The 23,853-nt window shown below is 63.2% G+C and carries 17 protein-coding genes; 12 read left to right on the top strand and 5 right to left on the bottom strand.

The genetic code is table 11. The features are described 5' to 3' along the window. Window positions 1–138: 138 nt before the first annotated feature. On the bottom strand, window positions 139–4,092 hold the full coding sequence (gene putA, locus DMX11_RS19440) for a trifunctional transcriptional regulator/proline dehydrogenase/L-glutamate gamma-semialdehyde dehydrogenase (protein WP_110745985.1): 3,954 nt from the start codon (window positions 4,090–4,092) through the stop codon (window positions 139–141). Between the two features lie 356 nt (window positions 4,093–4,448). On the opposite strand from putA, the gene putP reads away from it, so the two are divergent. From putP to DMX11_RS19395, 9 genes are all read left to right on the top strand, one after another. Further along, window positions 4,449–5,927: a sodium/proline symporter PutP gene (gene putP / locus DMX11_RS19435; RefSeq protein WP_110745984.1), complete on the top strand. Its 1,479-nt coding sequence runs from the start codon at window positions 4,449–4,451 to the stop codon at window positions 5,925–5,927. A 106-nt stretch (window positions 5,928–6,033) separates the two neighbouring features. Continuing rightward, window positions 6,034–6,870 (top strand): 23S rRNA (adenine(2030)-N(6))-methyltransferase RlmJ, encoded by an 837-nt coding sequence (locus DMX11_RS19430; protein ID WP_110745983.1) that lies wholly within the window; start codon window positions 6,034–6,036, stop codon window positions 6,868–6,870. 192 nt (window positions 6,871–7,062) lie between these two features. Then, window positions 7,063–8,820, top strand: coding sequence for a carbamoyltransferase (locus DMX11_RS19425; protein ID WP_110745982.1), 1,758 nt, complete (start codon window positions 7,063–7,065; stop codon window positions 8,818–8,820). After that, window positions 8,804–9,934 (top strand): glycosyltransferase, encoded by a 1,131-nt coding sequence (locus tag DMX11_RS19420; RefSeq protein WP_110745981.1) that lies wholly within the window; start codon window positions 8,804–8,806, stop codon window positions 9,932–9,934. Before DMX11_RS19425 ends, DMX11_RS19420 begins: the two co-directional genes overlap by 17 nt. Next, window positions 9,934–10,830, top strand: coding sequence for an antimicrobial resistance protein Mig-14 (locus DMX11_RS19415; RefSeq protein ID WP_110745980.1), 897 nt, complete (start codon window positions 9,934–9,936; stop codon window positions 10,828–10,830). Before DMX11_RS19420 ends, DMX11_RS19415 begins: the two co-directional genes overlap by 1 nt. Continuing rightward, window positions 10,827–12,230 carry a PIG-L deacetylase family protein gene (locus tag DMX11_RS19410; protein ID WP_110745979.1) on the top strand — a complete coding sequence of 468 codons (1,404 nt, stop codon included), beginning with the start codon at window positions 10,827–10,829 and terminating at the stop codon, window positions 12,228–12,230. The genes DMX11_RS19415 and DMX11_RS19410 overlap by 4 nt, the downstream gene beginning before the upstream one ends. A gap of 37 nt (window positions 12,231–12,267) precedes the next feature. Continuing rightward, complete coding sequence (locus DMX11_RS19405) at window positions 12,268–13,224, top strand: glycosyltransferase (RefSeq protein ID WP_110745978.1); 957 nt, start codon at window positions 12,268–12,270, stop codon at window positions 13,222–13,224. A gap of 65 nt (window positions 13,225–13,289) precedes the next feature. After that, complete coding sequence (locus DMX11_RS19400) at window positions 13,290–14,063, top strand: glycosyltransferase family 2 protein (protein ID WP_110745977.1); 774 nt, start codon at window positions 13,290–13,292, stop codon at window positions 14,061–14,063. Window positions 14,064–14,100: 37 nt separating this feature from the next. Further along, complete coding sequence (locus tag DMX11_RS19395; RefSeq protein WP_110745976.1) at window positions 14,101–15,192, top strand: glycosyltransferase; 1,092 nt, start codon at window positions 14,101–14,103, stop codon at window positions 15,190–15,192. A 3-nt stretch (window positions 15,193–15,195) separates the two neighbouring features. Here the strand turns inward: DMX11_RS19395 and DMX11_RS19390 are convergent, their stop codons facing one another. After that, entirely contained in the window at window positions 15,196–15,801 is a 606-nt protein-coding gene (locus tag DMX11_RS19390) for a toluene tolerance protein (protein ID WP_110745975.1), read from the bottom strand. 100 nt (window positions 15,802–15,901) lie between these two features. Here DMX11_RS19390 and DMX11_RS19385 point away from each other — a divergent pair, with 100 nt between their 5' ends. The 3 genes from DMX11_RS19385 to hldE all read left to right on the top strand — a co-directional run bounded on the left by DMX11_RS19385 (window position 15,902) and on the right by hldE (window position 20,453). Then, a complete protein-coding gene (locus DMX11_RS19385) occupies window positions 15,902–17,077 on the top strand; it encodes an O-antigen ligase (protein ID WP_110745974.1) in 1,176 nt (391 codons plus the stop codon). A 15-nt stretch (window positions 17,078–17,092) separates the two neighbouring features. Next, window positions 17,093–18,901 carry a lipid A export permease/ATP-binding protein MsbA gene (msbA, locus tag DMX11_RS19380; RefSeq protein ID WP_110745973.1) on the top strand — a complete coding sequence of 603 codons (1,809 nt, stop codon included), beginning with the start codon at window positions 17,093–17,095 and terminating at the stop codon, window positions 18,899–18,901. A gap of 130 nt (window positions 18,902–19,031) precedes the next feature. Further along, window positions 19,032–20,453, top strand: coding sequence for a bifunctional D-glycero-beta-D-manno-heptose-7-phosphate kinase/D-glycero-beta-D-manno-heptose 1-phosphate adenylyltransferase HldE (hldE, locus tag DMX11_RS19375; RefSeq protein WP_110745972.1), 1,422 nt, complete (start codon window positions 19,032–19,034; stop codon window positions 20,451–20,453). 133 nt (window positions 20,454–20,586) lie between these two features. Here hldE and DMX11_RS19370 read toward each other — a convergent pair whose 3' ends face one another. The 3 genes from DMX11_RS19370 to DMX11_RS19360 are packed head-to-tail and all read right to left on the bottom strand — an operon-like array spanning window position 20,587 to window position 23,592. Next, the gene (locus tag DMX11_RS19370) at window positions 20,587–21,555 is read right to left on the bottom strand and encodes a metal ABC transporter ATPase (protein WP_110745971.1); all 969 of its coding nucleotides are present in this window, start codon (window positions 21,553–21,555) and stop codon (window positions 20,587–20,589) included. 52 nt (window positions 21,556–21,607) lie between these two features. After that, complete coding sequence (locus DMX11_RS19365; RefSeq protein WP_110745970.1) at window positions 21,608–22,420, bottom strand: aldo/keto reductase; 813 nt, start codon at window positions 22,418–22,420, stop codon at window positions 21,608–21,610. Further along, window positions 22,417–23,592: an FAD-binding oxidoreductase gene (locus DMX11_RS19360; protein WP_110745969.1), complete on the bottom strand. Its 1,176-nt coding sequence runs from the start codon at window positions 23,590–23,592 to the stop codon at window positions 22,417–22,419. Before DMX11_RS19360 ends, DMX11_RS19365 begins: the two co-directional genes overlap by 4 nt. Between the last annotated feature and the right edge of the window lie 261 nt (window positions 23,593–23,853).

The raw sequence follows: 23,853 nt of genomic DNA, 5'->3' as shown, positions 1-23,853 counted from the left end.
TGCAGATCTACAACACAGAGCGGCCTCACATGGCCCTGAAAAACAAAACGCCCGATGCGGTGCATCGGGCGTTTTGAGGTCTATCGGGCTACCTGAACAGGTGTAAACCTATTTCAGGACTAGACACAACCCTCAGCCTCAGCCAATGGTCATCAAGCTGGCATTCCCCCCCGCCGCCGCAGTGTTCACACTCACCGCCCGCTCGATCACCAACCGCTCCAGCGCAATCTGGTGATCACCGCTGGACAGCCCGTGCACACCCACGATCGCACCGGCACGCTTGGCCACCTGCTGGCACACGCTGCGCAGCTGGTCCGAGTCGCCATGGTGGATCACGGCGTCGAACGCCACTTCGTCCTTGTTCCAGTCCGCGACCAACTTCACCTTGGCCTGCAGCTCACGCGGCAGGCGGGCGCGCAGGGCCTTGCCCGGTTCGCCGTCTGCCCACACCGCCGAGCTGCCGACGGCCAGTACTGCGGCCAACTGCGCCAGCAGGTCAGCCTCGTTGTCGGCCAGGCACAGCACGTGCTCGCGCGGCAGGATGGTGTAGCTGTTGCGCTCGCCTGTCGGGCCTGGCAGCAGCCGGGCGATACCGCTCTGCGACTGGCTGGCGAACTGGTCGCACAGCGCAGCCAGGTCGGCCATCTGGTTGCTCGCGGCCCAGGCCTTCAGGCCGTGAAGCGGCTTGACCAGCTGCTCGTGCAGGGCACGGTCCGGCTTGCCTTCGCCGTCCTGCTGCTGGAAGTGGCGGCCAATGGCATCGGCCGGGCGGGTCGACAGCAGGCGGTACAGGTACAGCGGGCCGCCGGCTTTCGGGCCGGTGCCAGACAGGCCTTCACCACCGAACGGCTGCACGCCCACCACTGCACCCACAATGTTGCGGTTGACGTACATGTTGCCGGCGTTGGCGGTTTCCACCACCTTGGCGATGGTCTCGTCGATACGGGTGTGCACACCGAGGGTGAGGCCGTAGCCGGAGTTGTTGATCTGCTCGATCAACTGGTCCAGGTCGCGGCGGTTGTAGCGCACCACGTGCAGCACCGGGCCGAAGATCTCGCGCTTCAGTTCATCGAAGCTGTCCAGCTCGATCAGGGTCGGCATGACGAAGGTGCCGCGCTTGATCTCGGCAGCATCGGCAATGGCCACCTGATAGACCGATCGGCCTTTCTCGCGCATGCCCTGAATGTGCTTTTCGATACCGGCCTTGGCTTCGGCGTCGATCACCGGGCCAATGTCCACGGCCAGGCGGTCCGGGCAACCCAGGCGGCTTTCAGCCATGGCGCCCTTGAGCATTTCGATTACGCGGTCGGCGGAGTCTTCCTGCAGGCACAGCACGCGCAGTGCCGAGCAACGCTGGCCGGCACTGTCGAAGGCCGACGACACCACGTCGATCACGACCTGCTCGGTCAGTGCCGAGGAGTCGACGATCATTGCGTTCTGGCCGCCGGTTTCGGCGATCAGCGGAATCGGCCGGCCCTGGTTGTCCAGGCGGCCGGCGACGTTGCGTTGCAGCAGGCGGGCCACTTCGGTGGAACCGGTGAACATCACGCCTTTGACGCGCTCGTCACCCACCAGGCCGGCACCGACGGTTTCACCACGGCCTGGCAGCAGCTGCAATACGCCTTCCGGAATGCCGGCTTCCAGCAGCAGGCGTACGGCCTGCGCAGCGATCAGCGGAGTTTGTTCAGCAGGCTTGGCCAGCACCGGGTTGCCCGCGGCCAGGGCTGCGGCCACCTGGCCGGTGAAGATTGCCAGCGGGAAGTTCCACGGGCTGATACACACCACCGGGCCCAGCGGGCGGTGGGCGTCGTTGCTGAAGTCGCTGCGTGCCTGCACCGCGTAGTAACGCAGGAAGTCCACGGCTTCGCGTACTTCGGCGATGGCGTTGGCGAAGGTTTTACCGGCTTCGCGGATCAGCAGGCCCATCAGCGGTTGGATCTCGGCCTCCATCAGGTCGGCGGTGCGCTCCAGAATCGCAGCACGCTCCGCCGGCGGGGTAGCCTGCCAGATCGGTGCTGCGTTGATTGCGCACTGGATGGCATTGTCGACGTCGGCGACGGTGGCTTCCTGCACATGGCCGACCACATCGCGATGGTCCGCCGGGTTCAGCACGGGTACGGCAGCGCTCTCACTGGCGGCGCAGGCCAGCAGCGGGACGGCCTTCCAGTCGTTGTGGGCAGTGGCCAGCATGGCGCACGACAGCGATGCCAGGCGGTGTTCGTTGGCCATGTCGATACCGGCCGAGTTGGCCCGCTCAGTACCATAAAGGTCACGCGGCAGTGGGATGCGCGGGTGCGGCAGACCGATGCTGCCTTCCTGGGTGCCCATGCGCTCGATGCTCGCGACTGGATCGGCGACCAGCTCCTGAATGGAGATCGAGTGGTCGGCGATGCGGTTGACGAACGAGGTATTGGCGCCGTTTTCCAGCAGGCGGCGGACCAGGTAGGCCAGCAGTGTTTCGTGGGTGCCGACCGGCGCATAGACGCGGCACGGGCGGTTCAGCTTGCCATCGGCAATCTTGCCGACCACTTGCTCGTACAGCGGCTCGCCCATGCCGTGCAGGCACTGGAACTCGTACTGGCCAGGGTAATAGTTCTGCCCGGCAATGTGGTAGATGGCCGACAGGGTGTGGGCATTGTGGGTAGCGAACTGCGGGTAGATGGCTTCCGGCACGGCCAGCAGCTTGCGGGCGCAGGCCACGTAGGACACGTCGGTGTACACCTTGCGGGTGTAGACGGGGTAGCCTTCCAGGCCTTCGACCTGGGCACGCTTGATCTCGCTGTCCCAGTAGGCGCCTTTCACCAGGCGGATCATCAAGCGGTGACGGCTGCGCTTGGCCAGGTCGATGACGTAGTCGATCACGTACGGGCAGCGCTTCTGGTAGGCCTGGATGACAAAGCCGATGCCGTTCCAGCCAGCCAGCGACGGTTCGAAGCACAGGCGCTCGAGCAGGTCGAGCGACAGCTCCAGGCGGTCGGCTTCTTCGGCGTCGATGTTCAGGCCGATGTCGTACTGCTTGGCCAGCAAGGTCAGTGACAACAGGCGCGGGTACAGCTCTTCCATCACGCGTTCGTACTGGGCGCGGCTGTAGCGCGGGTGCAGCGCCGACAGCTTGATCGAGATGCCCGGGCCTTCATAGATGCCACGGCCATGGGAAGCCTTGCCAATCGAGTGGATGGCCTGCTCGTAGGACGCCAGGTACTTTTGCGCGTCATGCTCGGTCAGTGCGGCTTCGCCGAGCATGTCGTAGGAATAGCGGAAACCCTTGGCTTCGAAACGGCTGGCGTTGGCCAGGGCTTCGGCAATGGTCTCACCGGTGACGAACTGCTCGCCCATCAGGCGCATGGCCATGTCGACGCCCTTGCGGATCATCGGTTCGCCGCTCTTGCCAATGATGCGGGTCAGCGAGGAGGTCAGGCCGGATTCGTTGTGGGTGCTGACCAGCTTGCCGGTCAGCAGCAGGCCCCAAGTGGCGGCGTTGACGAACAGCGACGGGCTGTTGCCCAGGTGCGGCTGCCAGTTACCGGTGCTGATCTTGTCGCGGATCAGCGCATCGCGGGTGCCCTTGTCGGGGATGCGCAGCAGGGCTTCGGCCAGGCACATCAGCGCCACGCCTTCTTGCGACGACAGCGAAAACTCCTGCAGCAGGCCCTGGACGATGCCGGCACGGCCGCCAGCGCTCTTCTGGTTGCGCAGCTTTTCGGCGATGCCGGCCGCCAGCTTGTTGGTGGCTTCGGCCAGGGGCGCGCTAAGGCGGGCCTGCTCCAGCAGCATAGGCACCACTTCCTGCTCGGGGCGGCGGTACGCGGCGGTGATCGCCGAGCGCAGTACCGACTGCGGCAGGATGCTCTCGGCGAACTCGAGGAAGCACTGGTGGCTGTGATCGGCTTGCACCTCGCCAGCGTCGTCGGCCAGGTTGCTGACATGACCGTTGAGTTCGGTCAGGGTGGCACCACCCTCGAGCTTCTCCAGGTAGTTGAAGATCGCTTGCTTGATCAACCAGTGCGGCGTGCGGTCAATCGACTGCGCAGCTGCTTTGAGTCGCTCACGGGTAGGGTCGTCGAGCTTGACCCCAAGGGTGGTAGTCGCCATTTCTTATCCTCGTTATTGCCACGGTTGTGGCCTAAGCTGGCGCCAAGATTAGCTGTAGGACAATTCGGGTGCAACCAGGTGCAACCTGAAAATTTCGTGTAGACGGTGCAACTCGTCTGACAGACATTTCCGTATATCGGAAAAGGATGTTTTCGGTGCGTTTTGTTCTGAAAACTGGGCGTGTTGCTCCAAAAGGGAGCAAAAAAGCGGCTTTTACAAAAATTGCGCCAAGAGGTGCAACTTGGACATGAAAAATGGTTGCACCTGCTTTGCGTTGTTGCATAGCATTCGCCGCCTGGGTGCAACCGCCATGCCGCGGTTGTGCATGACATAAAAACAAACGCCAGGGCACACGCATGGGCAATCCACTAACGATCACCTTCGTGATCTACATCGCGGTAATGGTGCTGATCGGCTTCGCCGCCTATCGCTCCACCAAGAACCTTTCCGATTACATTCTGGGCGGTCGCAGCCTGGGTAGCGTGGTTACCGCGCTGTCTGCCGGCGCCTCCGACATGAGTGGCTGGTTGCTGATGGGCCTGCCGGGCGCCATCTATTTCTCTGGTCTTTCCGAAGCCTGGATCGCCATCGGTCTTACCGTCGGTGCCTACCTGAACTGGCTGTTCGTTGCCGGGCGCCTGCGTGTGCAAACCGAGCACAACGGCGACGCGCTGACCCTGCCGGACTACTTCTCCAGCCGTTTCGACGACAACAGCGGCCTGCTACGTATCATTTCCGCGATCGTCATCCTGGTGTTCTTCACCATCTATTGCGCTTCTGGCATCGTTGCCGGCGCCCGCTTGTTCGAGAGCACCTTCGGCATGTCGTACGAGACCGCCCTGTGGGCAGGTGCAGCAGCGACCATCGCCTACACCTTCATCGGTGGTTTCCTTGCGGTGAGCTGGACCGATACCGTGCAGGCTTCGCTGATGATCTTCGCGCTGATCCTGACCCCAGTGATCGTGCTGATCTCCACGGGCGGCTTCGACACCACCTTCGCTGCCATCGAGGCGGTAAACCCAGCCAACTTCGACATGCTCAAAGGCGCTACTTTCATCGGCATCATCTCGCTGATGGGCTGGGGCCTGGGCTACTTCGGCCAGCCGCACATCCTGGCGCGCTTCATGGCAGCCGATTCGGTGAAGTCGATCGCCAAGGCGCGCCGTATCTCCATGACCTGGATGATCCTGTGCCTGGCCGGTACCTGCGCGGTGGGCTTCTTCGGCATCGCCTACTTCTCGGCCAACCCTGACCTGGCCGGCCCGGTTACCGAGAACCATGAGCGTGTGTTCATCGAGCTGGCCAAGATCCTGTTCAACCCATGGGTTGCGGGCGTGCTGCTGTCGGCCATCCTGGCTGCAGTCATGAGTACCCTGAGCTGCCAGTTGCTGGTGTGCTCCAGTGCCTTGACCGAAGACTTCTACAAGGCTTTCCTGCGCAAGAACGCTTCGCAGCTAGAGCTGGTGTGGGTCGGCCGCCTGATGGTGCTGGCCGTGGCACTGATTGCCATCGCCATGGCTGCCAACCCGGAAAACCGCGTGCTCGGCCTTGTGGCATATGCCTGGGCAGGCTTCGGTGCCGCCTTCGGCCCGGTGGTGCTGATTTCGGTGCTGTGGAAAGGCATGACCCGTAACGGCGCGCTGGCCGGTATCGTGGTCGGTGCACTGACCGTGATCCTGTGGAAGCAGATCGATACCTGGGGCCTGTACGAAATCATCCCAGGCTTCCTGCTGGCGAGCATCGCCATTGTTCTGGTGAGCAAGCTGGGCAGCCCTTCCAAAGCGATGGTGCAGCGCTTCGAGGCTGCTGACGCGGCGTATCACGCCGACAAGTAACACCCGTTGAATTGGCGGCGCCTGCTTTGCGGGTGCCGCCAATCAGCAGCCAGGCCTGACTCCGCCTGCAAGGCAAGGTAAACTTGCCGCCTTCGCAGGAGTTGCCATGAACTATCGTCACGCCTTCCACGCCGGCAACCACGCCGACGTCCTCAAACACATCGTGCTGACCCGCCTCATCGCCCTGATGTCGCGCAAGGAGCAGCCGTTCGCCTATATAGACACCCACGCCGGGCTCGGCTTGTATGACCTGCTGGGCGACCAGGCAAGCCGTACCGGCGAATACCTGGAAGGCGTGGCCCGCCTGTGGAATCGCGATGACCTGCCGGCCATGGCCGACGACTACCTGCGCATCATCAAGCGCCTGAATGCCGATGGCGAGCTGCGCTACTACCCGGGTTCGCCCGAACTCGCCCGCCGCTTGATGCGCCAGCAGGACCGCGCGCTGCTTAATGAGAAGCACCCCGAAGACGGGCCGCTGCTCAAAGAAAACATGAAAAAAGACCCGCGCGTAACCGTGCACCTGGGTGAAGGCTGGCATGTGCCGCGGGCCTTGCTGCCGGTGCAGGAAAAGCGCGCCATCATGCTGATCGACCCGCCGTTCGAGCAGGCCGATGAGCTCAAGCGCTGCACCACCGCCATGAAAGAGGCGATCGGCCGCATGCGCCAGACCGTTGCGGCCATCTGGTACCCGATCAAGGACCAGCGCTCGCTGACCCGCTACTACCAGGACCTGACAAGCACTGGCGCGCCAAAGCTGCTGCGGGTCGAGCTGTATGTACACCACCAGGACAGCCCGCAGGGCCTCAATGGTTCGGGCCTGGCCATCGCCAACCCGCCGTGGGGGCTGGAGGATGAGCTCAAGGAGCTGTTGCCATGGCTGGCCAAGGAATTGGCACAGACTGCTGGTAGCTACCGCATGGACTGGCTGATCGCCGAGTAAACCTGTAGGAGCGGCTTTACCCGCGAACACCGGCAGCGCCGTTGCCATCCACCGCGTTGCCTGCTTCGCGGGTGAACCCGCTCCCACAAGGGGGCGGTGTGCCTCCAATGTTTGCGTTATAATCCCGCCTTTTAGTCGCCACCCGCCCAAGCGGCCGCTGGCGCATTTCTACCGAATGAAGAGGCTAATCCCTTGGCATTGACGATTCTTGGCCTGTCCGGCGCCCTTAGCCATGACCCTTCCGCGGCCCTGTACATTGACGGCAAGCTGATTGCCGCCGCCGAAGAAGAGCGCTTCGTGCGTGACAAGCATGCGAAGAACCGCATGCCCTACGAGTCGGCGAAGTTCTGCCTGGAGCAGGCGGGCATCAAGCCCTCCGACGTTGACGTGGTAGCCATCCCGTTCGCCCCGATCAGCCTGTTCGGCAAGGCGCGCTGGCACTATGCCAAACGCTACTGGTACGCCCCGGACCGCGCCCTCGACGCCATCCTGATGGGCAACCGTCGTTACAAGCGCTACCGCAAGAAGATCGTCTGGTGCCTGGAGCAACTGGGCTTCGACCCGAAAAAGGTCAAGATCGAGCCGGTCGAGCACCACCTGGCCCACGCGTCCAGCGCCTACCATTGCTCCGGTTTCAAGGAAAAAACCGCGATCCTCGGCATCGACGGTAAAGGCGAGTACGCCACCACCTTCTTTGGCTACGGCGAAAACGGAAAGATTCACAAGATCAAGGAATTCTTCGATCCAGACTCGCTGGGCGGATTGTACGGTGCAATCACCGAATTCCTCGGCTTCGAAATGCTCGACGGCGAATTCAAGGTCATGGGCATGGCGCCGTACGGCGATGCCAGCAAATATGACTTCTCGCGTCTGGCCAGCTTTGAAAACGGCGAACTGGTGATCAACACCGAATACGCCAATGTCATTGGCCTGCGCCGTTATAAAGAGAAGGGCAAGGGGTTCTACTTCTCGCCGAAGCTGATCGAATGGCTGGGCCCCAAGCGCGAAGGCGACATCGCCGACGAGCCGTACATCCACTACGCGGCCAGCATGCAGGCGCTGTTCGAGAAGCTGGCGCTGCAGATGATCGACCACTACCTGGGCGACACCCTGCGCGAAACCGGCAAGCTGGCCTTCGCTGGCGGCTGTGCGCTTAACGTCAAGCTCAACCAGAAGATCATCGCCCGCTCCGATGTGAAGGAACTGTTCGTCCAGCCGGCTTCCGGGGACGCCGGTACCGCGGTCGGTGCTGCGGCCTATGTTTCCCACGCCCGTGGCGTGCCGGTCGAGAAGATGGAGCACGTCTACCTCGGCCCGTCGTATTCCAATGAAGACGTGATCGCCGCCTGTGCCCGCCACCCGGATGCGCCGAAGTGGCGCAAGCTCGACAACATGCCCGAGCAGATCGCCAAGATCATGGTCGACGGCAACCCGGTGGCCTGGTTCCAGGGGCGCATGGAGTTCGGCCCGCGTGCGCTGGGCGGCCGCTCGATCATTGGCTGCCCAAGCGTCGAGGGCGTAGCCGACCGCATCAACCATCAGATCAAGTTCCGCGAACGCTGGAGACCTTTCTGCCCGTCGATGCTCGACACCGTCGCCCCGCAGATGATCAAGGTCGACCACCCGGCGCCGTTCATGACCTTCACCTTCGAAGTGGCTGAAGAGTGGAAGACCCGCGTGCCGGAAGTTGTCCACGAGGACGGTACGTCGCGTGCCCAGGTGCTCAAGCGCGAGTACAACCCGCGCTACTACGACATGATGAAGGCGCTGGAAGACCTGACCGGCAACGGCGTATCGCTGAACACCTCGCTGAACCGCCGTGGCGAACCGATGATCTGTTCGCCGACCGACGCCCTGAACATGTTCTTCGGCTCGGACCTGCAGTACCTGATCATGGAAGACATCCTGGTCGTGAAGGACGGCGCCGCCGCCTATGACCAGCCGCTCTGAACCGCGCATCCTGCAGTTCTGCCATGGCTATGACGGGCCGTTCCTGGACTGCGCCCGTCAGTATGCCAGCCTGTTCCAGGGGCGCGGCTACCAGGTCACCACGGTGTTCCTCACCGGCGCCGCCGACCCGCAGGTAGCGGCCGGCTGTGCGTCGGACGAGGTGCTGTTCCTGGAGTTCAGCTCCAAGGCTGTGCGCGGCCTCAAGCTTGGTGCGATCCGCGCATTGCGCCGGATTGCGGCCGAGCGCAATTTTGCTTTCTGCATTGCCCACCGCTTCAAGCCGATTTATGTGGCATTGCTGGGCACCGGTCTGCCGGTGATTGGCGTGCACCACGCGTTTGGTGACTACCAGCGCAAGGGGCGCCGCCTCTTTGCCAACCTGTTCAGCAAGCGTCTGAGCCTGTTGGGTGTGTCGGATGCGGTACGTGACGATATGCGTCGCTGCCTGCCGCAGTGGCCGGCCGAGCGCATTCAGACACTTTACAACCGTATCGATATCGACGCCCTGCAAGCCGCCCTGGTGCCGCGCGCCGAGGCGCGCCGGGCGCTGGGCCTGGATGCGCAGGCGTGGGTTGTCGGCAATGTCGGGCGCCTGCACCCGGACAAGGACCAGGCCACCCTGTTGCGTGGCTTCGCCCAGGCGCTGCCGGGACTGCCAGCGGGTGCCCGCCTTGCCATCCTCGGCAAGGGCCGCCTGGAAGGCAAGCTCAAGGCCTTGGCGGCCGAGCTGGGCGTCGACGGGCAAGTGGATTTCCTTGGGCAGGTACCGGATGCCCGCCGCTACTTCCAGGCCTTCGATGTGTTCGCCTTGAGCTCAGACCATGAGCCTTTCGGCATGGTCTTGCTTGAAGCCATGGTCGCCGGTGTGCCGGTGTTGGCGACGGCTTGCGGCGGTGCCCGCGAAGTGGTCGAGGGTGTTGGTGTGCTGTTCCCGTTGGGCGATGCCGAGCAGCTGGCTCAGGGCCTGAAGCACATGGCTGTGCTGGATGCCGGGCAGCGTCACGCCTGTGCCGGTCATATGCTGCAGCGCCTGCGTGAGCGGTTCTCCGACCAAGCGGTGCGCGAAGCCTTCTGGCAACTGCCGCAGGTGCGTGCGCTGGTGGGGCAGGCCTGATGCTCAATCGTATCCAGGCCTTCCGCGAGCGCGGTTGGCAAGTTATCGACGCCAAGGCCTATGCCGAGGCATGGGCCCGCTTTGGTGGCAGTGTCGCCACCCACCCGCTGGTGATCGAGCAACTGGCCGACCTGGCGCAAATTCCGGTGCGTTATCTGGGCTGGCACCAGGCGGGCGAGTTGAAAGCTGCTGTTCCGACCTGGGGGCGCCATCTGGCACTGTCCAAGGACGTGCTCAAGCGCGCCGGCAAGAAAGCCCTGTTCGACCTCGGCAACGCCGAAATCATCCTGCCGGCGGCGGCTGATGCTGCTGCACCGCTGCGCCATACCGTGCGTTATCTGTCCGAACTGAACCTGGGCCGTTTCAGCGGGCTCAAGGCACAGAAGGAACAGCTGGCGATGGCCCGCGCACATGAAGACCTGTCGAAGAAGTTCCGCTACAACCAGCGCCGTGAACTACGCCTGCTGGAAGAGGCGGGCGGGGTCGTACGCCCCATCAGCGACTTCAGTGCGCAGGAAATCGCCAGCATTTACTCCGACCTGTTCCAGCGCCGCTGGGGCTTCCCGGCCACTGGCGCCGAGCGCATGGCTGATGTGCTGCAGCGCCTGCGCGAGCTGCTGATCGGTTCGGTGCTGCTGCTGGAGGGCAAGCCGATTGCCATCCAGCTGGTGTATCGCGTCGAAGCCCCGGCGTGGATCAGCGTCGAATACATCAATGGCGGTGTCGACCCGGAAACCAAGGCCTTCAGCCCAGGCAGCGTGCTGAGCTTCCTCAATACCCAGGCGGCCTGGGAAGACGCCCATGCGCGCAACAAGCCGCTGCGGTTCTCGTTTGGCCGTGCCGACCGCGAGTACAAGGACCGCTGGTGCAATCCTGTGCCGGTGTATCAGGCGTGAGTCGCAAACAGCAGTTGCTCAAGCGCCATCGGCGCAACAAGCGCCTGGGTTTGCTGGCGGGGCTGGTTGCGCTGGTCGCCTTGGGTGTATTCAGCTGGTGGTGGTTGCCACTGTTATTGCTGCCGCTGCTCTGGGCTGCTCACGAGGCGTGGTTCGCTGACCATCTGTTCTACGCGCCTGGCGAGGACTATGCCTATGATTTCGGCGAGCAGGCGCAGCCGATTGCTGCCAGCCTGGATGCTGGTCAGCTCAAGGTCGACTGCACGCTGCAGGGCGATGAAACCCTGATACTCGAACTGCAGGTGAAAAGCAGCTGGCTAGGGCGCTTCCTTGATCCGCGAGTCGAACTGGTGGCTGGCGAGCAGGCCGACCGGCAAACCTTCGAGCGCGGTGTCGATGGCCTTCGGTTCCTCAACCTTACCGGCCTGGCGGCGCCACTACAGGCTGGCACGCTGCGCCTGCGGGGTCGGCATTGTCGTCTGCAAGGTCAGCCGCGGTTGTGGGTAACCCCGGCGGTAGAGCTGCAACGGCGCCGGGTGATGGTGATTGCACCACACGCTGACGACGCCGAGCTGGCCGCCTATGGCCTGTACAGCCAGGCCGACGAAACCTGGGTGGTGACCCTGACTGCCGGTGAAATCGAGGCCGAGCACTACCAACAGATGGGCATGGACAAAGCCGAGGCCGCGCGCCTCAAGGGTCGCCTGCGCGCGTGGGACAGCATCGCCGTACCCCGATGGGCCGGCGTCCCGGAATCGCGTTGCGTACAGCTGGGCTACTTCTGCCTGCAATTGCCTGCAATGCAGGCGGCTCCCGACCAGCCTGCGGCATCTCGCGAAGCCGCCATGGCAGATATACGGCCGTTTCGCCAGTTCAACCCCTTCCCGCTGCCTGCCGACCAGGATGGCGCCCCCACCTGGCACAATCTGCTGGCTGACCTGCGAGCCCTGCTGGAGCTGGCCAGGCCCGAGGTGCTGGTGATGCCGCACCCGCAGCTCGATCCGCACCCGGACCACATCTGCGCCCAGGCCGCCGTGCTCGAAGCCTTGCAAGGCCTGGCCTGGCAGCCACAAACCCTGCTGTGCTACGCCAATCACCTGCACGACAATGACCGCTGGCCGATGGGTGACAGTGGCGATGGCGTGGCGTTGCCGCCGCAATTGAATGCAGCCCAGGCCTGGGCACCGTGCAGCCTGGTGCTGGACCTGGCCACTCAGCGCGACAAGGCCATGGCCTTGGGTATGATGCACGACCTGCAACCAAGGGCGCCGTTCAAGCGCCGCCTGCGCCGGTTGTTGCAGCGCTGGCTGGCCGCGCGCCGCCCATCGCCTTACGGGGAGAATGAGTTCTTCCGCAAGGCCGTACGCCGGCACGAGTTGTTCTGGCGGCGTGAGCTGTAAACCTGACCGCGATGGCGCAGAGCGCCCAAGGAACGTAATGAAAGTCCTATTTCTGGTACAGAAGGAGCAGCGGGCGATTCTCGACCGCCTGTACGACGGCGTCGCGGCCAACTGCGAGTGTGACCTGCGCTGGCTGACCAGCGATGAGCAGCGCAACCTGCGCCGCTACTTCAAGCGCGAGGTGCAGGTTGAGCGCTATGACCGCATTGTGTTTTTCCTGCGTTTCAAGCAGGAGATCCGCCAGGTGGGTTTCATTCGCACCATCCCGAACCTGGTCATCCTCGAACACGACGCCTACCAGAACTACATCCCGTGCAAGTACACCGGCAAGTTCAGCGCCCATTACCGGCAGCTGCCTTGGGCGCGGGTGATCAGTTCCGGCTACATGGTCAGCGAGCGCCTGCGCCAGGAAGGTTTCGACGCGGTGTTCGTGCCCAAGGGCTACGACGAGCAATTGCTGGCCGACCAAGGGCGCGAGCGCGATATCGAACTGGCCTTCGTCGGCAGCACCAACAGCGTGGCGTACAGCGGCCGTAAGGCGCTGCTGGACGAGCTGGGGCAGGTCGAAAACCTGGTGGTTACCCGCACCAAGTCGGGCGAGGACTACTGCAACACGCTCAACCGTATTCGCTTCTTCGTCAGCGCCGATGTGGGCATGGGCGAATACATGATCAAGAACTTCGAAGCCATGGCCTGTGGCTGTGTGCTGCTGGCGTATGACCAAGGCGAGGAAGAAAACCGCGCGCTAGGCCTGCAGGACATGCACAACGTGGTGTTCTATGACACCATTCCGACCCTTCAGGACAAGCTCCGGCGCTTGCGTGCGGAGCCTGAACTGGCGCGGCAGATTGCAGAAAATGGCCGCCAGCTGGCAGTTTCCCGTTTCAGTTTCGGCGCAGTTGGACGTAGCATCGTCGACCACATGCGCCCGGCGCTCAGGCCCCACCCGCCACTGACTGCATGGCAGCGGCTGCGCCTGAAGCTGGGCATCTAACATAAGAGCTTTCGCGCCCAGGAGCGGGTGTTGAAAGCCGCTAGTCGCAATGCGGAGGGAGTCCGGTGCGCTTTTCAAATGAGAGTGACGTCACGCTCGTCGTGACCAGTTGTGGGCGGTTCGATCTGCTCAAAGACACCCTTGAGAGTTTCGATCGCTGCAACACTGCGCCGATTCGCGAAGTTTTCATCACCGAAGATTCCGGTGACGATGCCGTGCATGGCGCTGTGCCGGAGCACTGGAAGCCGCACTGCAAGGTGTTCGTCAACCGGCCCAAGCTTGGCCAATTGCCATCAATCGACCTGGCCTACAGCCACGTCAAGACCCCATACATCTTCCACTGCGAGGATGACTGGCATTTTTACCGGCAGGGTTTTGTCGAAGACTCGCGGGCCATTCTGGACGCCAGCCCCAACCTGTTGCAGGTGTGGCTGCGTAGCCATGCCCACGACCTGGCCATCCACAGCCCGTACATTCACCTGGGCGACCGCCAGGTCATTGCAGGCGTGCCTTGCTACCCGCTGTTATCGGACAAGGCCGAATGGCAGGCGTTTTCGCTGAACCCTGGGTTGCGTCGCTTGAGTGATTACCAACGTTGTGCGCCATTTGCCGCCTATGCTGGAGAAAAGGCGCTTTCCCGTCGTTACGCTGAGTTAAATCTGACAGCGGTCACGCTGGAGGGTGATGCAGTATTGCACACTGGATTCGGTAATCACGTGACCTTGCCCATAGAAGTGGAGCGCAAGGCCAAGCGTCGTCAACGTGATCGGATCAAACTGGCATTGACGCTGGTGGCGGGTGCCTTGATCGGCATGGGTATCACCATTTTTGTTCAATGAAGTCGCTGTCCCATCTGACATGAGCGGGAGAGGGCCCATGAACATCGTCAATATGATGTGGGCGGGTGGAACGCCTTACATGTCCATCCACAAGGTGCATCGGCAAGTACTGTCGAACGCGGGGGCCGATGCCCGGATCAGTAACTGGTTGCTGCTGGGCAGCGGGCTCTGTTGTGGGCTTGGTTCGACCCGGGAGTGGCACATGCCGGCACGGGCCCTGAAGGGGCGTCACTTGTGGCGCCTGCTGCGGCCGTGGCTGCGCATGCGTTTGCGCAAGGCGCTGGCCGAGGCCAGGGCGGAAGTCGTGCTGCTCGACGGAATTGGCGTTGCGCGCCTGGTGCTGCCGCTGTTGCAGAGCATTCCTGGCGTGCGAGCCAAGGTGCTGTTCCACGGCAAGACACGGCTGAACGGCAGCGATATCCGCCTGCTGCGCATGCTGCCGGCGGAGCGCCTGAGCATCGCGGCGGTTTCGAACACATTGGCCGAATCGCTCGAGCGTGACCTGGGCAGGCCAGTGCAGACCCTGCGCATGGCGCTCGACCCGCTGGCATTCGCCGCACCCTTGCTGAGCCGGGATGCGGCCCGGCAGGCGCTGCAGCTGCCGCAGGCACCCGGGGTGATGCTGGGTGCGGTGGGGCGGTTGGTCGAGAGCAAGGGGTTCGAAATGTTGGTCGAAGCATTCGCCAAGGCAAGTGCCCTGCAGCCGGGCCTGCAACTGGCGATCATTGGCGAGGGGCCGCAGCATGCCGCGCTGCAGCGTCGTATCGGTGCGCTGGGCCTGGCGGGACGCGTCCACTTGCGCGGCTACCGCGAGGACATGCAGCAGCTGTATCGGGCGTTCGACTGGTTATTGGTGCCGTCGCGTTCCGAAGGCCTTGGGCTGGTGGTGCAAGAGGCGGTGATGGCCGATGTGCCCGTGGTGTGCAGCGACCTGCAGGTGTTCCGCGAGCAGTTGCGTGATACCGGTGGCTATCTGCCGATTGCCGACCAGGCTGCCTGGGCCGAAGCAATAGAGCGGTGCGCGGCACTCAGCCCCTCGGCAGTAGCGGCGCAGCAACGCCATGCTCTGGCCCCGGAGCAGGCCTGGCAAGCGTTCTGCACGGGCTCGCAGAGCCTGCTGCGTAGCTGACGTTCAGCGCGCCAGCAGGGCTGCCTCGAAGGCGGCGAGGGGGAACCGGTCACCCAGGTTCTCCCGCTCGATGTAGCGCACCATGTGCTGCACATTGCGCCGGATCATGCGTGCCGACAGCGGCGGGCGCAGGAAGCGCATGTCAGCCACGTCGATCAGGCCCAGACGCTGGTCGGGGGTGACCACCACATTCCCCAGGTGCAGCGAGCGGAAGTACACCCCGCTGCGGTGCAGCTGGCGGATCAGGTCGATCAGGCGCGGCAGGTAGATATCCCAGCTGAAGCCGGCATCGCGTGACATCTGCAGCAGGGTGCGGCCGGGCAGTGGGCGGTACAGCACGGCGGTACGGCCTGGCAGGTCGAGCTTGTGCTGGCTGATCACCTCAAGGGTGGGGATGCCCAGTTGGGCCAGGCGCGCGGCATTGTCGACGAAGCGCTGGGAGTAGGGGCGCAACAGTGCAGATGAAATCAGCCGCTTCCTACGAAAAACCTTGAGGAAATTACCATCCGCGAGCAGGTAGACTTTGGCGCCATGGCTGTCTGCCTCAAGCACCTGTGCGCCGAGTGTCAGCTGATCGAAGTCGACCTGGGTGAGCCGGGAGCATTGCATGAATAGAGCCTTGTCGTCTGGCGAGCAAAATGACCGGCAATAATGCCGAAAATAATGCTGTAGCACCATGGATGGTGTCTTTGATTCATCGGGGGAAAGGATGTTGTATCAAAAAAACTGGGCACGGGCCTGGTTAGGAGTGGGTCTGGTCTGGTTCCTCGCGGCGATTGCCCTGGCACCGAGCAACAAGGTTTATCAGCAGGGCCTGGTACTGTTCCTGTGGTTGCCGACGCTGATACTGGCCTGGTCGGCCCGGGGCGTACTGGTGCAAGCCTGCCGGCGTCAGCCGGCGCTTTGGGGGAGTGTGCTGTTGCTGCTGGCATGGAGTGGGGTCAGCTTGTTCTGGTCGGCCGCAGAAGACACCGGGCGCGAGATCAAGCGGCTGCTCTACATATTGGTGTTCCTACTGGCGTTCCCGCTGCTGGCCCAGCTTGGCCAGGCGCGCATTCGCCAGCTGTTGCTGGTCGGTAGCGGGCTGCTGGCGATTGCCGCTCTGGTTTCGATCATTCATTTCTACGGCGTGCGGCACATGCCAGTGCTGGCCCGCCTGCAGGGCATTGGCGAGATATCGCACCCGATCCTCGGTGCCTACGTCATCGGCTCGGCCGTGCTGTTACTGCTTTACCAACCGCCCCGGCAGCGTGGCTTGCAGCTGTTGTGGCTGGGGGCGTTGGCGTGCTTGGGGGCGTTCGCCATGCTTAGCCAGAGCCGTGGGGCAATCCTGGCCTTGGTGATTACCGTGATCATGGCGCCGCTCTGGTTCCGTGACCGCCACAGCCGGTTGTTCTCCATCCTGGCAGTGGTGGCCACCGGCCTGGCCCTCTACTTTGTATACGACGTGATCGCCATGCGTGGCTCGTCCTACCGGCCAGAGATCTTCCATGCCGTGGTGGAGATGATTGCCACGCATCCATGGACCGGTCTTGGCCTGGGCTCGGCCTACGACGTGAGTGCGGTTGGCAAGCATTTCGACCATACCCACAACATGTTCACCCACATCGCGGTAGAGATGGGGCTGCCAGGCATGCTGCTGTGGGTAATGGTTTGGCTGTATACCCTGGCGGAAATCATTCGCGCGCGGGGTACCCTGTTCGGCAAGGTGCTGCTGGGCTTCTGGGTGTATTCGACGCTGGCCATGCAATTCGATGCTGCCAGCCTCACAGGTACGCCACGTGCCGAATGGTTCATCAGTTGGCTGCCGGTGGGCCTTGCCATGATGCTGCCATGGGGGCGTGCCGAAAATGACGCCTGTGGTAAAATTTCCGGTTCAACCTGAACAGCGAGCTCGATAATGGCCGAAACACCGCGACCGGCGGAGCACACCTCCAGCCTGAAGATCTACTTCCGGCTGCTGGGCTATGTGAAACCCTATGTCGGCATTTTCCTGCTGAGCATTGTCGGTTTTGTGATCTTTGCCTCCACCCAGCCGATGCTGGCCGGCATCCTCAAGTATTTTGTCGATGGGCTGAGCAACCCCGAAGCGGTGTTGTTCCCCAACGTTCCCTACTTGCGTGACCTGCAATTGCTGCAGGCGGTACCGCTGCTGATCATACTGATCGCCGCATGGCAGGGCCTGGGCTCGTTCCTCGGCAACTATTTCCTGGCCAAGGTTTCCCTGTGCCTGGTGCACGACCTGCGTGTGGAATTGTTCAACAAGCTGCTGGTGCTGCCTAACCGCTACTTCGACAACCACAACTCCGGGCACCTGATTTCGCGCATCACCTTCAACGTGACCATGGTGACCGGTGCGGCCACCGACGCCATCAAGGTGGTGATCCGCGAAGGCCTGACCGTGGTGTTCCTGTTCGCCTACCTGTTGTGGATGAACTGGCACCTGACCCTGGTGATGGTTGCCATCCTGCCGGTGATCGCGGTGATGGTCAGCATCGCCAGCAAGAAATTCCGCAAGCAGAGCAAGAAGATCCAGGTGGCCATGGGCGACGTCACCCACGTTGCCTCGGAAACCATCCAGGGTTATCGCGTGGTCCGCAGCTTCGGCGGTGAAGCTTACGAGCAACGACGCTTCGGCAAGGCGAGCCAGAGCAACACCGACAAACAGCTGCGCATGACCAAGACTGGCTCGCTGTATACGCCGATGCTGCAGCTGGTGATCTACAGCGCCATGGCCGCGCTGATGTTCCTGGTGCTGTTCCTGCGTGGCGAGTCCACCGCCGGTGACCTGGTGGCCTACATCACCGCCGCCGGCCTGTTGCCCAAGCCGATTCGCCAGCTTTCGGAAGTCAGCTCGACCATCCAGAAAGGCCTGGCAGGTGCCGAAAGCATCTTCGAGCAACTGGACGAAGCACCTGAAGTGGACACCGGCACCGTCGAGAAGGAGCGGGTGGAAGGGCGTCTGGAAGTGCGCAACCTGAGCTTCACCTACCCAGGGACCGAGCGTGAAGTGCTGAGCGACATCAGCTTCACCGCCGAGCCTGGGCAGATGATTGCCCTGGTGGGCCGTTCCGGCAGTGGCAAGTCGACCCTGGCGGCGCTGATTCCGCGCTTCTATCACCACGACCAGGGGCAGATCCTGCTCGATGGCGTGGAGATCGAAAACTATCGCCTGCGCAACCTGCGTCGCCACGTTTCCCAGGTGACCCAGCACGTCACCCTGTTCAACGACACCGTCGCCAACAACATCGCCTATGGCGACCTGGCTGGCGCCCCGCGTGCCGACATCGAAGCCGCTGCGGCCGATGCCTATGCCAAGGAGTTCGTCGATCGCCTGCCCAAGGGCTTCGATACCGAGGTAGGTGAAAACGGTGTGCTGCTCTCCGGTGGCCAGCGCCAGCGCCTGGCAATTGCCCGCGCGCTGCTGAAGAACGCGCCGCTGCTGATCCTCGACGAAGCCACCTCGGCGCTGGATACCGAGTCCGAGCGGCATATCCAGGCGGCCCTGGACCATGTCATGCAAGGCCGTACCACATTGGTGATCGCCCACCGCCTGTCGACCATCGAGAAGGCCGACCAGATTCTGGTGATGGACCAGGGCCGTCTGGTCGAGCGCGGCACCCACGCCGAGCTACTTGGAGCAAATGGCCATTATGCCCGCCTGCATGCCATGGGCCTGGATGAGCCGGCCAAGGCAGATATCACCTGAACCCTCCTTGATCGGGGCCGTCATGGCCCCGATTGTCACGGGAATTTTCCGGGGACGATCTGGCCGTAAAGCCGTCGTCTACCCTGTGCTAATATCCTGCCCCTGTTCATTATTTCCATATGGGTTGCCCATGAAGTTGTCCATGCCGCGTTTCGATCAAGCCCCGGTACTGGTGGTCGGCGATGTCATGCTCGACCGCTACTGGCATGGCGGTACTTCGCGTATCTCGCCTGAAGCGCCAGTCCCGGTGGTCAAGGTCGATCAGATCGAGGATCGCCCCGGCGGCGCGGCCAACGTTGCCTTGAACATCGCCGCCCTGGGCGCACCGGCTTCGCTGGTCGGTGTCACCGGCCAGGACGAAGCCGCCGACAGCCTTGCCAACAGCCTGCAGGCGGCCGGCGTGCGTTCGGTGTTCCAGCGCATTGCGCACCAGCCGACCATCGTCAAGCTGCGGGTCATGAGCCGTCATCAGCAGTTGCTGCGTATCGATTTCGAAGAACCGTTTGCTACCGACCCGCTGTCGCTGGCCACCGAGGTCGACAGCCTGCTCGAAGGGGTCAAGGTGCTGGTCCTGTCCGACTACGGCAAGGGCGCATTGAGGAATCACCAAAGCCTGATCCAGGCCGCGCGGGCCAAGGGGATTCCGGTGCTGGCCGACCCCAAGGGCAAGGATTTTTCCATCTACCGCGGCGCCAGCCTGATCACCCCGAACCTCAGCGAGTTCGAGACCATCGTCGGCCGTTGCGCCGATGAGGCCGACCTGGTTGCCAAGGGCCTGCAGCTGCTGCAGGACCTGGACCTCGGTGCTTTGCTGGTCACCCGTGGCGAGCATGGCATGACCCTGCTGCGCGTCGGCCAGCCGGCGCTGCACCTGCCGGCGCGGGCACGCGAAGTGTTCGATGTGACCGGTGCCGGCGATACTGTCATCTCCACGCTTGCCGCAGCCATTGCAGCAGGCGAGGACCTGCCTCACGCGGTGGCCCTGGCCAACCTGGCGGCGGGTATCGTGGTCGGCAAGCTGGGTACTGCGGCCATCAGCGCCCCTGAATTGCGCCGGGCCATTCAGCGTGAGGAAGGTTCCGAGCGTGGCGTGCTGGGCCTGGAGCAACTGCTGCTGGCTATTGATGACGCACGGGCGCACAAAGAGAAGATCGTCTTCACTAACGGTTGCTTCGACATCCTGCATGCGGGGCACGTCACCTACCTGGAACAGGCACGCGCTCAAGGCGACCGGCTGATCGTTGCAGTCAATGACGACGCTTCGGTCAGCCGCCTGAAAGGGCCGGGCCGGCCAATCAACAGCGTCGACCGGCGCATGGCCGTGCTGGCCGGCCTGGGCGCCGTGGACTGGGTGATCAGCTTCCCTGAAGGCACCCCGGAAAACCTGCTGAGCCAAGTAAAGCCAGATGTGCTGGTGAAGGGTGGGGACTATGGTATCGATCAGGTTGTCGGCGCCGATATCGTCAAGGCTTATGGCGGTACCGTGAAGGTGCTGGGGCTGGTGGAAAACAGCTCGACCACGGCGATTGTCGAGAAGATCCGCAAGAACTGATCATGCCCCAGGCTGCTTTTCCAGGTGCTGTGTAGGCTTCGAGCTTACGCCATGCCTGTAGGAGCAGCCATGCTGCTCCTACAGGAGAGGGTGGCGACCTGAACAGCAGCCTACGGCAGTGGCACCCGCCATCCTATTTGTGCAGTGAGGTGCGTGCCCGCTCCAGCAGCGCCCGCGCCTTGTCGCCAAAGCGCTTAAGGTGCGAGGCCCGCGCCGGCTTACTCTCCACCAGCCCTTGCTGTTTCACCCAGTCCTTCCAGCGCACCCGCTCGTCCGTCACCACCCAGCCTTCGCGCCTGGCAAAGCTCTCTGCCAGGTACAGCCCACGTGTACTCACCGGCACCAGTTCGTCCTTCTTCAGGGTATACAGCTCTGCCAGCGGCTGGCCGTCTTTCAAGGGCATCAGGTAAAGGTCCGGGCGCTTGCGGTTGAGCCGCGCCACCAGTTGGTCGCCCTCCAGCCGCTCGTCCACGTGAAACAGGCTGAGCTTCTTGGCCTCCCGAGGTACTTGCAGGCGCATGTCATAGATAAGCTGTAGCGAAGCCGTGGGCAGGTGCACGTAGGCGCGTGGTCGCTCGAGCAGCATCAGGTTGCCGCAGTGCACCGGGCGCGCAGCACCCGATTCCGGGGTCAGTGTGAAGTGTGGTGTTTCGCGGTAGTGCAATGCGGCGGCATAGGGGACTGGCAGCCAAGTATCGTTGAAACGCCCGCCCAGCCAGCCTTCCGTGGTTTCGAGCAGGCATTCCTCGGCCACTTCCTGAACGGCGGTGTGCAGCGGCAGGTTCAGCTCCTGGGCCGGCACGTAACCTGAAATCAGTTTCAGCACTACATCGCCACGGTCTTGCCGGCGTTGGCGAACCAGCACCCAGTAATCACGGTTCTGCCAGTGCAGGGTCAGTCGCACCGACACGCCCAGGTTGGCCAGTTCGACCGCGAAGCGTTGCACGTCGGGTAACTGGATGGCCTTGCGCCGTTGCTGGGTCTGGGCAAAATTCAGCGGCATGCCGATGCCCTGATAGATCAGCCCTTCGGGCGTGGCCTCGACATGAAGGGGCAATGTCTTGAAGTTGCTCGGGTTCTTGCGGATCAGCGTTCGCGCCACGAGGCTCCTCCTTGCGTCGGGTCAGTTTCCTGGCTCGTGGGCCAGGCGTCACTCAGTGCTGGTCCAGGATACGGGCGACGGTGGCCACGTTATGAGCCAGGTGCAGCGGGTTGATGGTGCCGACGATAGCACTGCTAACGCCCGGGTGGGCGAATAGCAGCTCAAAGCTGGCCTGCACCGGGTCAACGCCCGGGGCCAGGCAGATATGCCCGCTAGCCAGGGCCTTTTTCACCAGGATGGCCTTGCCGTGTTCCGCAGCGTAGTCCAGCACCGGGCGTTCTGCCTGCTCGTTGAGGTTGTAGGTGACCATTGCGCAGTCACCTTCCTCCAGCGCCTTCAGGCCGCCTTCGACGGTTTTGCCGGACAGGCCGAAGCCCAGGATCTTGCCTTCCTGCTTGAGCTCGGCCAGGGTCTGATAGACCTCCTGCTGCTCGAGTATCGCCAAGTCGTTGCCGTCGGAATGCACCAGGACCAGTTCGATACGGTCGGTCTCGAGCCGGTGCAGGCTGCGCTCCACCGACCGGCGGGTGTGGGCGGCGCTGAAGTCGAAATGCGAGAGGCCTTCCTCGAACTCTTCACCGACCTTGCTGACGATTACCCATTCATCGCGTTGCCCACGCAGCAGTGGCCCCAGGCGTTCCTCGCTGCGACCGTAAGCCGGGGCGGTGTCGATCAGGTTGATCCCCAGCTCGCGGGCCTGTGCCAGTAGCAGACGGGCTTCGTCATCGTTGGGGATGGTGAACCCGGAGGGATACTTCACGCCCTGATCGCGGCCAAGCTTGACCGTGCCGAGGCCCAGTGGGGAGACCTTGAGGCCGGTGCTGCCCAGCGGGCGATGAAATTCGTGCAGGGTTGGCAGGCTCATGGCAGCAGTTGCTCCCAGGCCGGTACACCCAGCGGAGGGCGTGGGAGGTCGGCCAGGTCGGCATGCGCTTGTGGGCGAATGCCGTCGCGTTCCAGGTGGCTGATGACCCGGTCGCTGAAGTCCGGTGCCAGCGCCAGCTTGGTCGGCCAGCCGACCAGCAGGCGCTGCTGGTCGGCGAGGAAGGCGTTGTCCGGGCGTACCAGGCCCGATTGTGCGGGTTCTGCACGGTCGACCCGCAGGGTGGCCCAGCGCACTTGACCCTGGTCGACCCATGGCAACAGGTTGGCGATTTCCTTCTGCGCCGCAGCAATCTGCGCCGCAGGCTCTCGCGCAACACCTTCGGCTTCGGCAAGGTCCCCACCGAGGTACCACACCCACTGGCCATCGGCTGCCGGGTGGGTGGTCACGGTAACGCGCGGCTTGGGCCCGCCACCAAGGCAGTGGGCGTACAAAGGTTTGAGGTTCGGGCCCTTGGCCATGACCATGTGCAGCGGGCGGGTTTGCATGGTTGGCTGGTCCAGGCCCAGCACCTGCAGCAAGCCTTCGGTGCCTGCCCCGGCGCTCAACACGATCCGCTGGGCACGGATTTCCCGGTCGTCCACGCGCAGGCCGACCAATGCATGACCTTCACGCAAGGGTTCGATGCGTTCACCTGCCAGCAAGGAGTCACCGCCCAGCTCTGCCAGGTTGGCCAGCAGGCTCGGGACATCGATCACCAGTTCTGCCAGGCGGTACACCTTGCCCTTGAACGCGCGGTCCTGCAGTGCTGGTGGCAGTTGGTCGCCCTTGACCTGGTCAACCCGGCCACGCACGGCCTTGCTGGCGAAGAAGCTTGTGAGGTTGCCGGCCAAGGTGCCCGGCGACCAGAGGTAGTGGGCATCGGAGAGCAGGCGGGTGCGCCCAAGGTCCAGTTCGCCGCTGCCGGCCAAGGCCTCGCGCCAGCGGCGCGGCATGTCGGCGATGGCTTCCGAGGCGCCGGTCAGGGCGCCGTGCAGGGCGTATTTGGTGCCGCCGTGGATGATGCCCTGCGACTTGATGGTCTGCTCGCCGCCGAGGCTGGCGCGCTCCACCAGTACTGTCGAATAGCCCAGGCGTTGCAGGCGGGCATTCAGCCAAAGGCCTGCGACCCCGGCGCCGACGATCAGCACGTCAGTGGAAATGGCAGATGGCATGGCGGTACCTCGAAGACTGGGACAGCTGGCAAGTATACAGGGTCGGGCACGAGGGGGATCGTGTGAGGGCTAACAGAGGCCCGCCTTGAGGTTTTTTGCGCGTGTGAGATCGAGCGCCGCGCGCGCGTCGCATCGCGAGCTGGCGCTCGCTCCTACGTTTGTTTCGGGCCAGTAAGGCCTGTGAAAGGCGCGCGCGATCGCCTGGTTCGTACGACACGATATTGAGCCATGCGCCAAAGCGTTCGCGCGTAAATCCCACAG

This window comes from Pseudomonas sp. LB-090624, from assembly GCF_003205205.1.
GTDB lineage: Bacteria > Pseudomonadota > Gammaproteobacteria > Pseudomonadales > Pseudomonadaceae > Aquipseudomonas.
Note: the sequence above shows the minus strand (reverse complement) of the source record. Positions and strands in the feature narration are given on the sequence as shown.

Excerpts from the sequence above, each read along its gene's own strand:
- putA (WP_110745985.1), bottom strand. The coding sequence starts at position 4,092 with ATGGCGACTACCACCCTTGGGGTCAAGCTCGACGACCCTACCCGTGAG.
- putP (WP_110745984.1), top strand. The coding sequence starts at position 4,449 with ATGGGCAATCCACTAACGATCACCTTCGTGATCTACATCGCGGTAATG.
- DMX11_RS19430 (WP_110745983.1), top strand. The coding sequence starts at position 6,034 with ATGAACTATCGTCACGCCTTCCACGCCGGCAACCACGCCGACGTCCTC.
- DMX11_RS19420 (WP_110745981.1), top strand. The coding sequence starts at position 8,804 with ATGACCAGCCGCTCTGAACCGCGCATCCTGCAGTTCTGCCATGGCTAT.
- DMX11_RS19415 (WP_110745980.1), top strand. The coding sequence starts at position 9,934 with ATGCTCAATCGTATCCAGGCCTTCCGCGAGCGCGGTTGGCAAGTTATC.
- DMX11_RS19405 (WP_110745978.1), top strand. The coding sequence starts at position 12,268 with ATGAAAGTCCTATTTCTGGTACAGAAGGAGCAGCGGGCGATTCTCGAC.
- DMX11_RS19395 (WP_110745976.1), top strand. The coding sequence starts at position 14,101 with ATGAACATCGTCAATATGATGTGGGCGGGTGGAACGCCTTACATGTCC.
- DMX11_RS19390 (WP_110745975.1), bottom strand. The coding sequence starts at position 15,801 with ATGCAATGCTCCCGGCTCACCCAGGTCGACTTCGATCAGCTGACACTC.
- DMX11_RS19385 (WP_110745974.1), top strand. The coding sequence starts at position 15,902 with ATGTTGTATCAAAAAAACTGGGCACGGGCCTGGTTAGGAGTGGGTCTG.
- msbA (WP_110745973.1), top strand. The coding sequence starts at position 17,093 with ATGGCCGAAACACCGCGACCGGCGGAGCACACCTCCAGCCTGAAGATC.
- hldE (WP_110745972.1), top strand. The coding sequence starts at position 19,032 with ATGAAGTTGTCCATGCCGCGTTTCGATCAAGCCCCGGTACTGGTGGTC.
- DMX11_RS19365 (WP_110745970.1), bottom strand. The coding sequence starts at position 22,420 with ATGAGCCTGCCAACCCTGCACGAATTTCATCGCCCGCTGGGCAGCACC.
- DMX11_RS19360 (WP_110745969.1), bottom strand. The coding sequence starts at position 23,592 with ATGCCATCTGCCATTTCCACTGACGTGCTGATCGTCGGCGCCGGGGTC.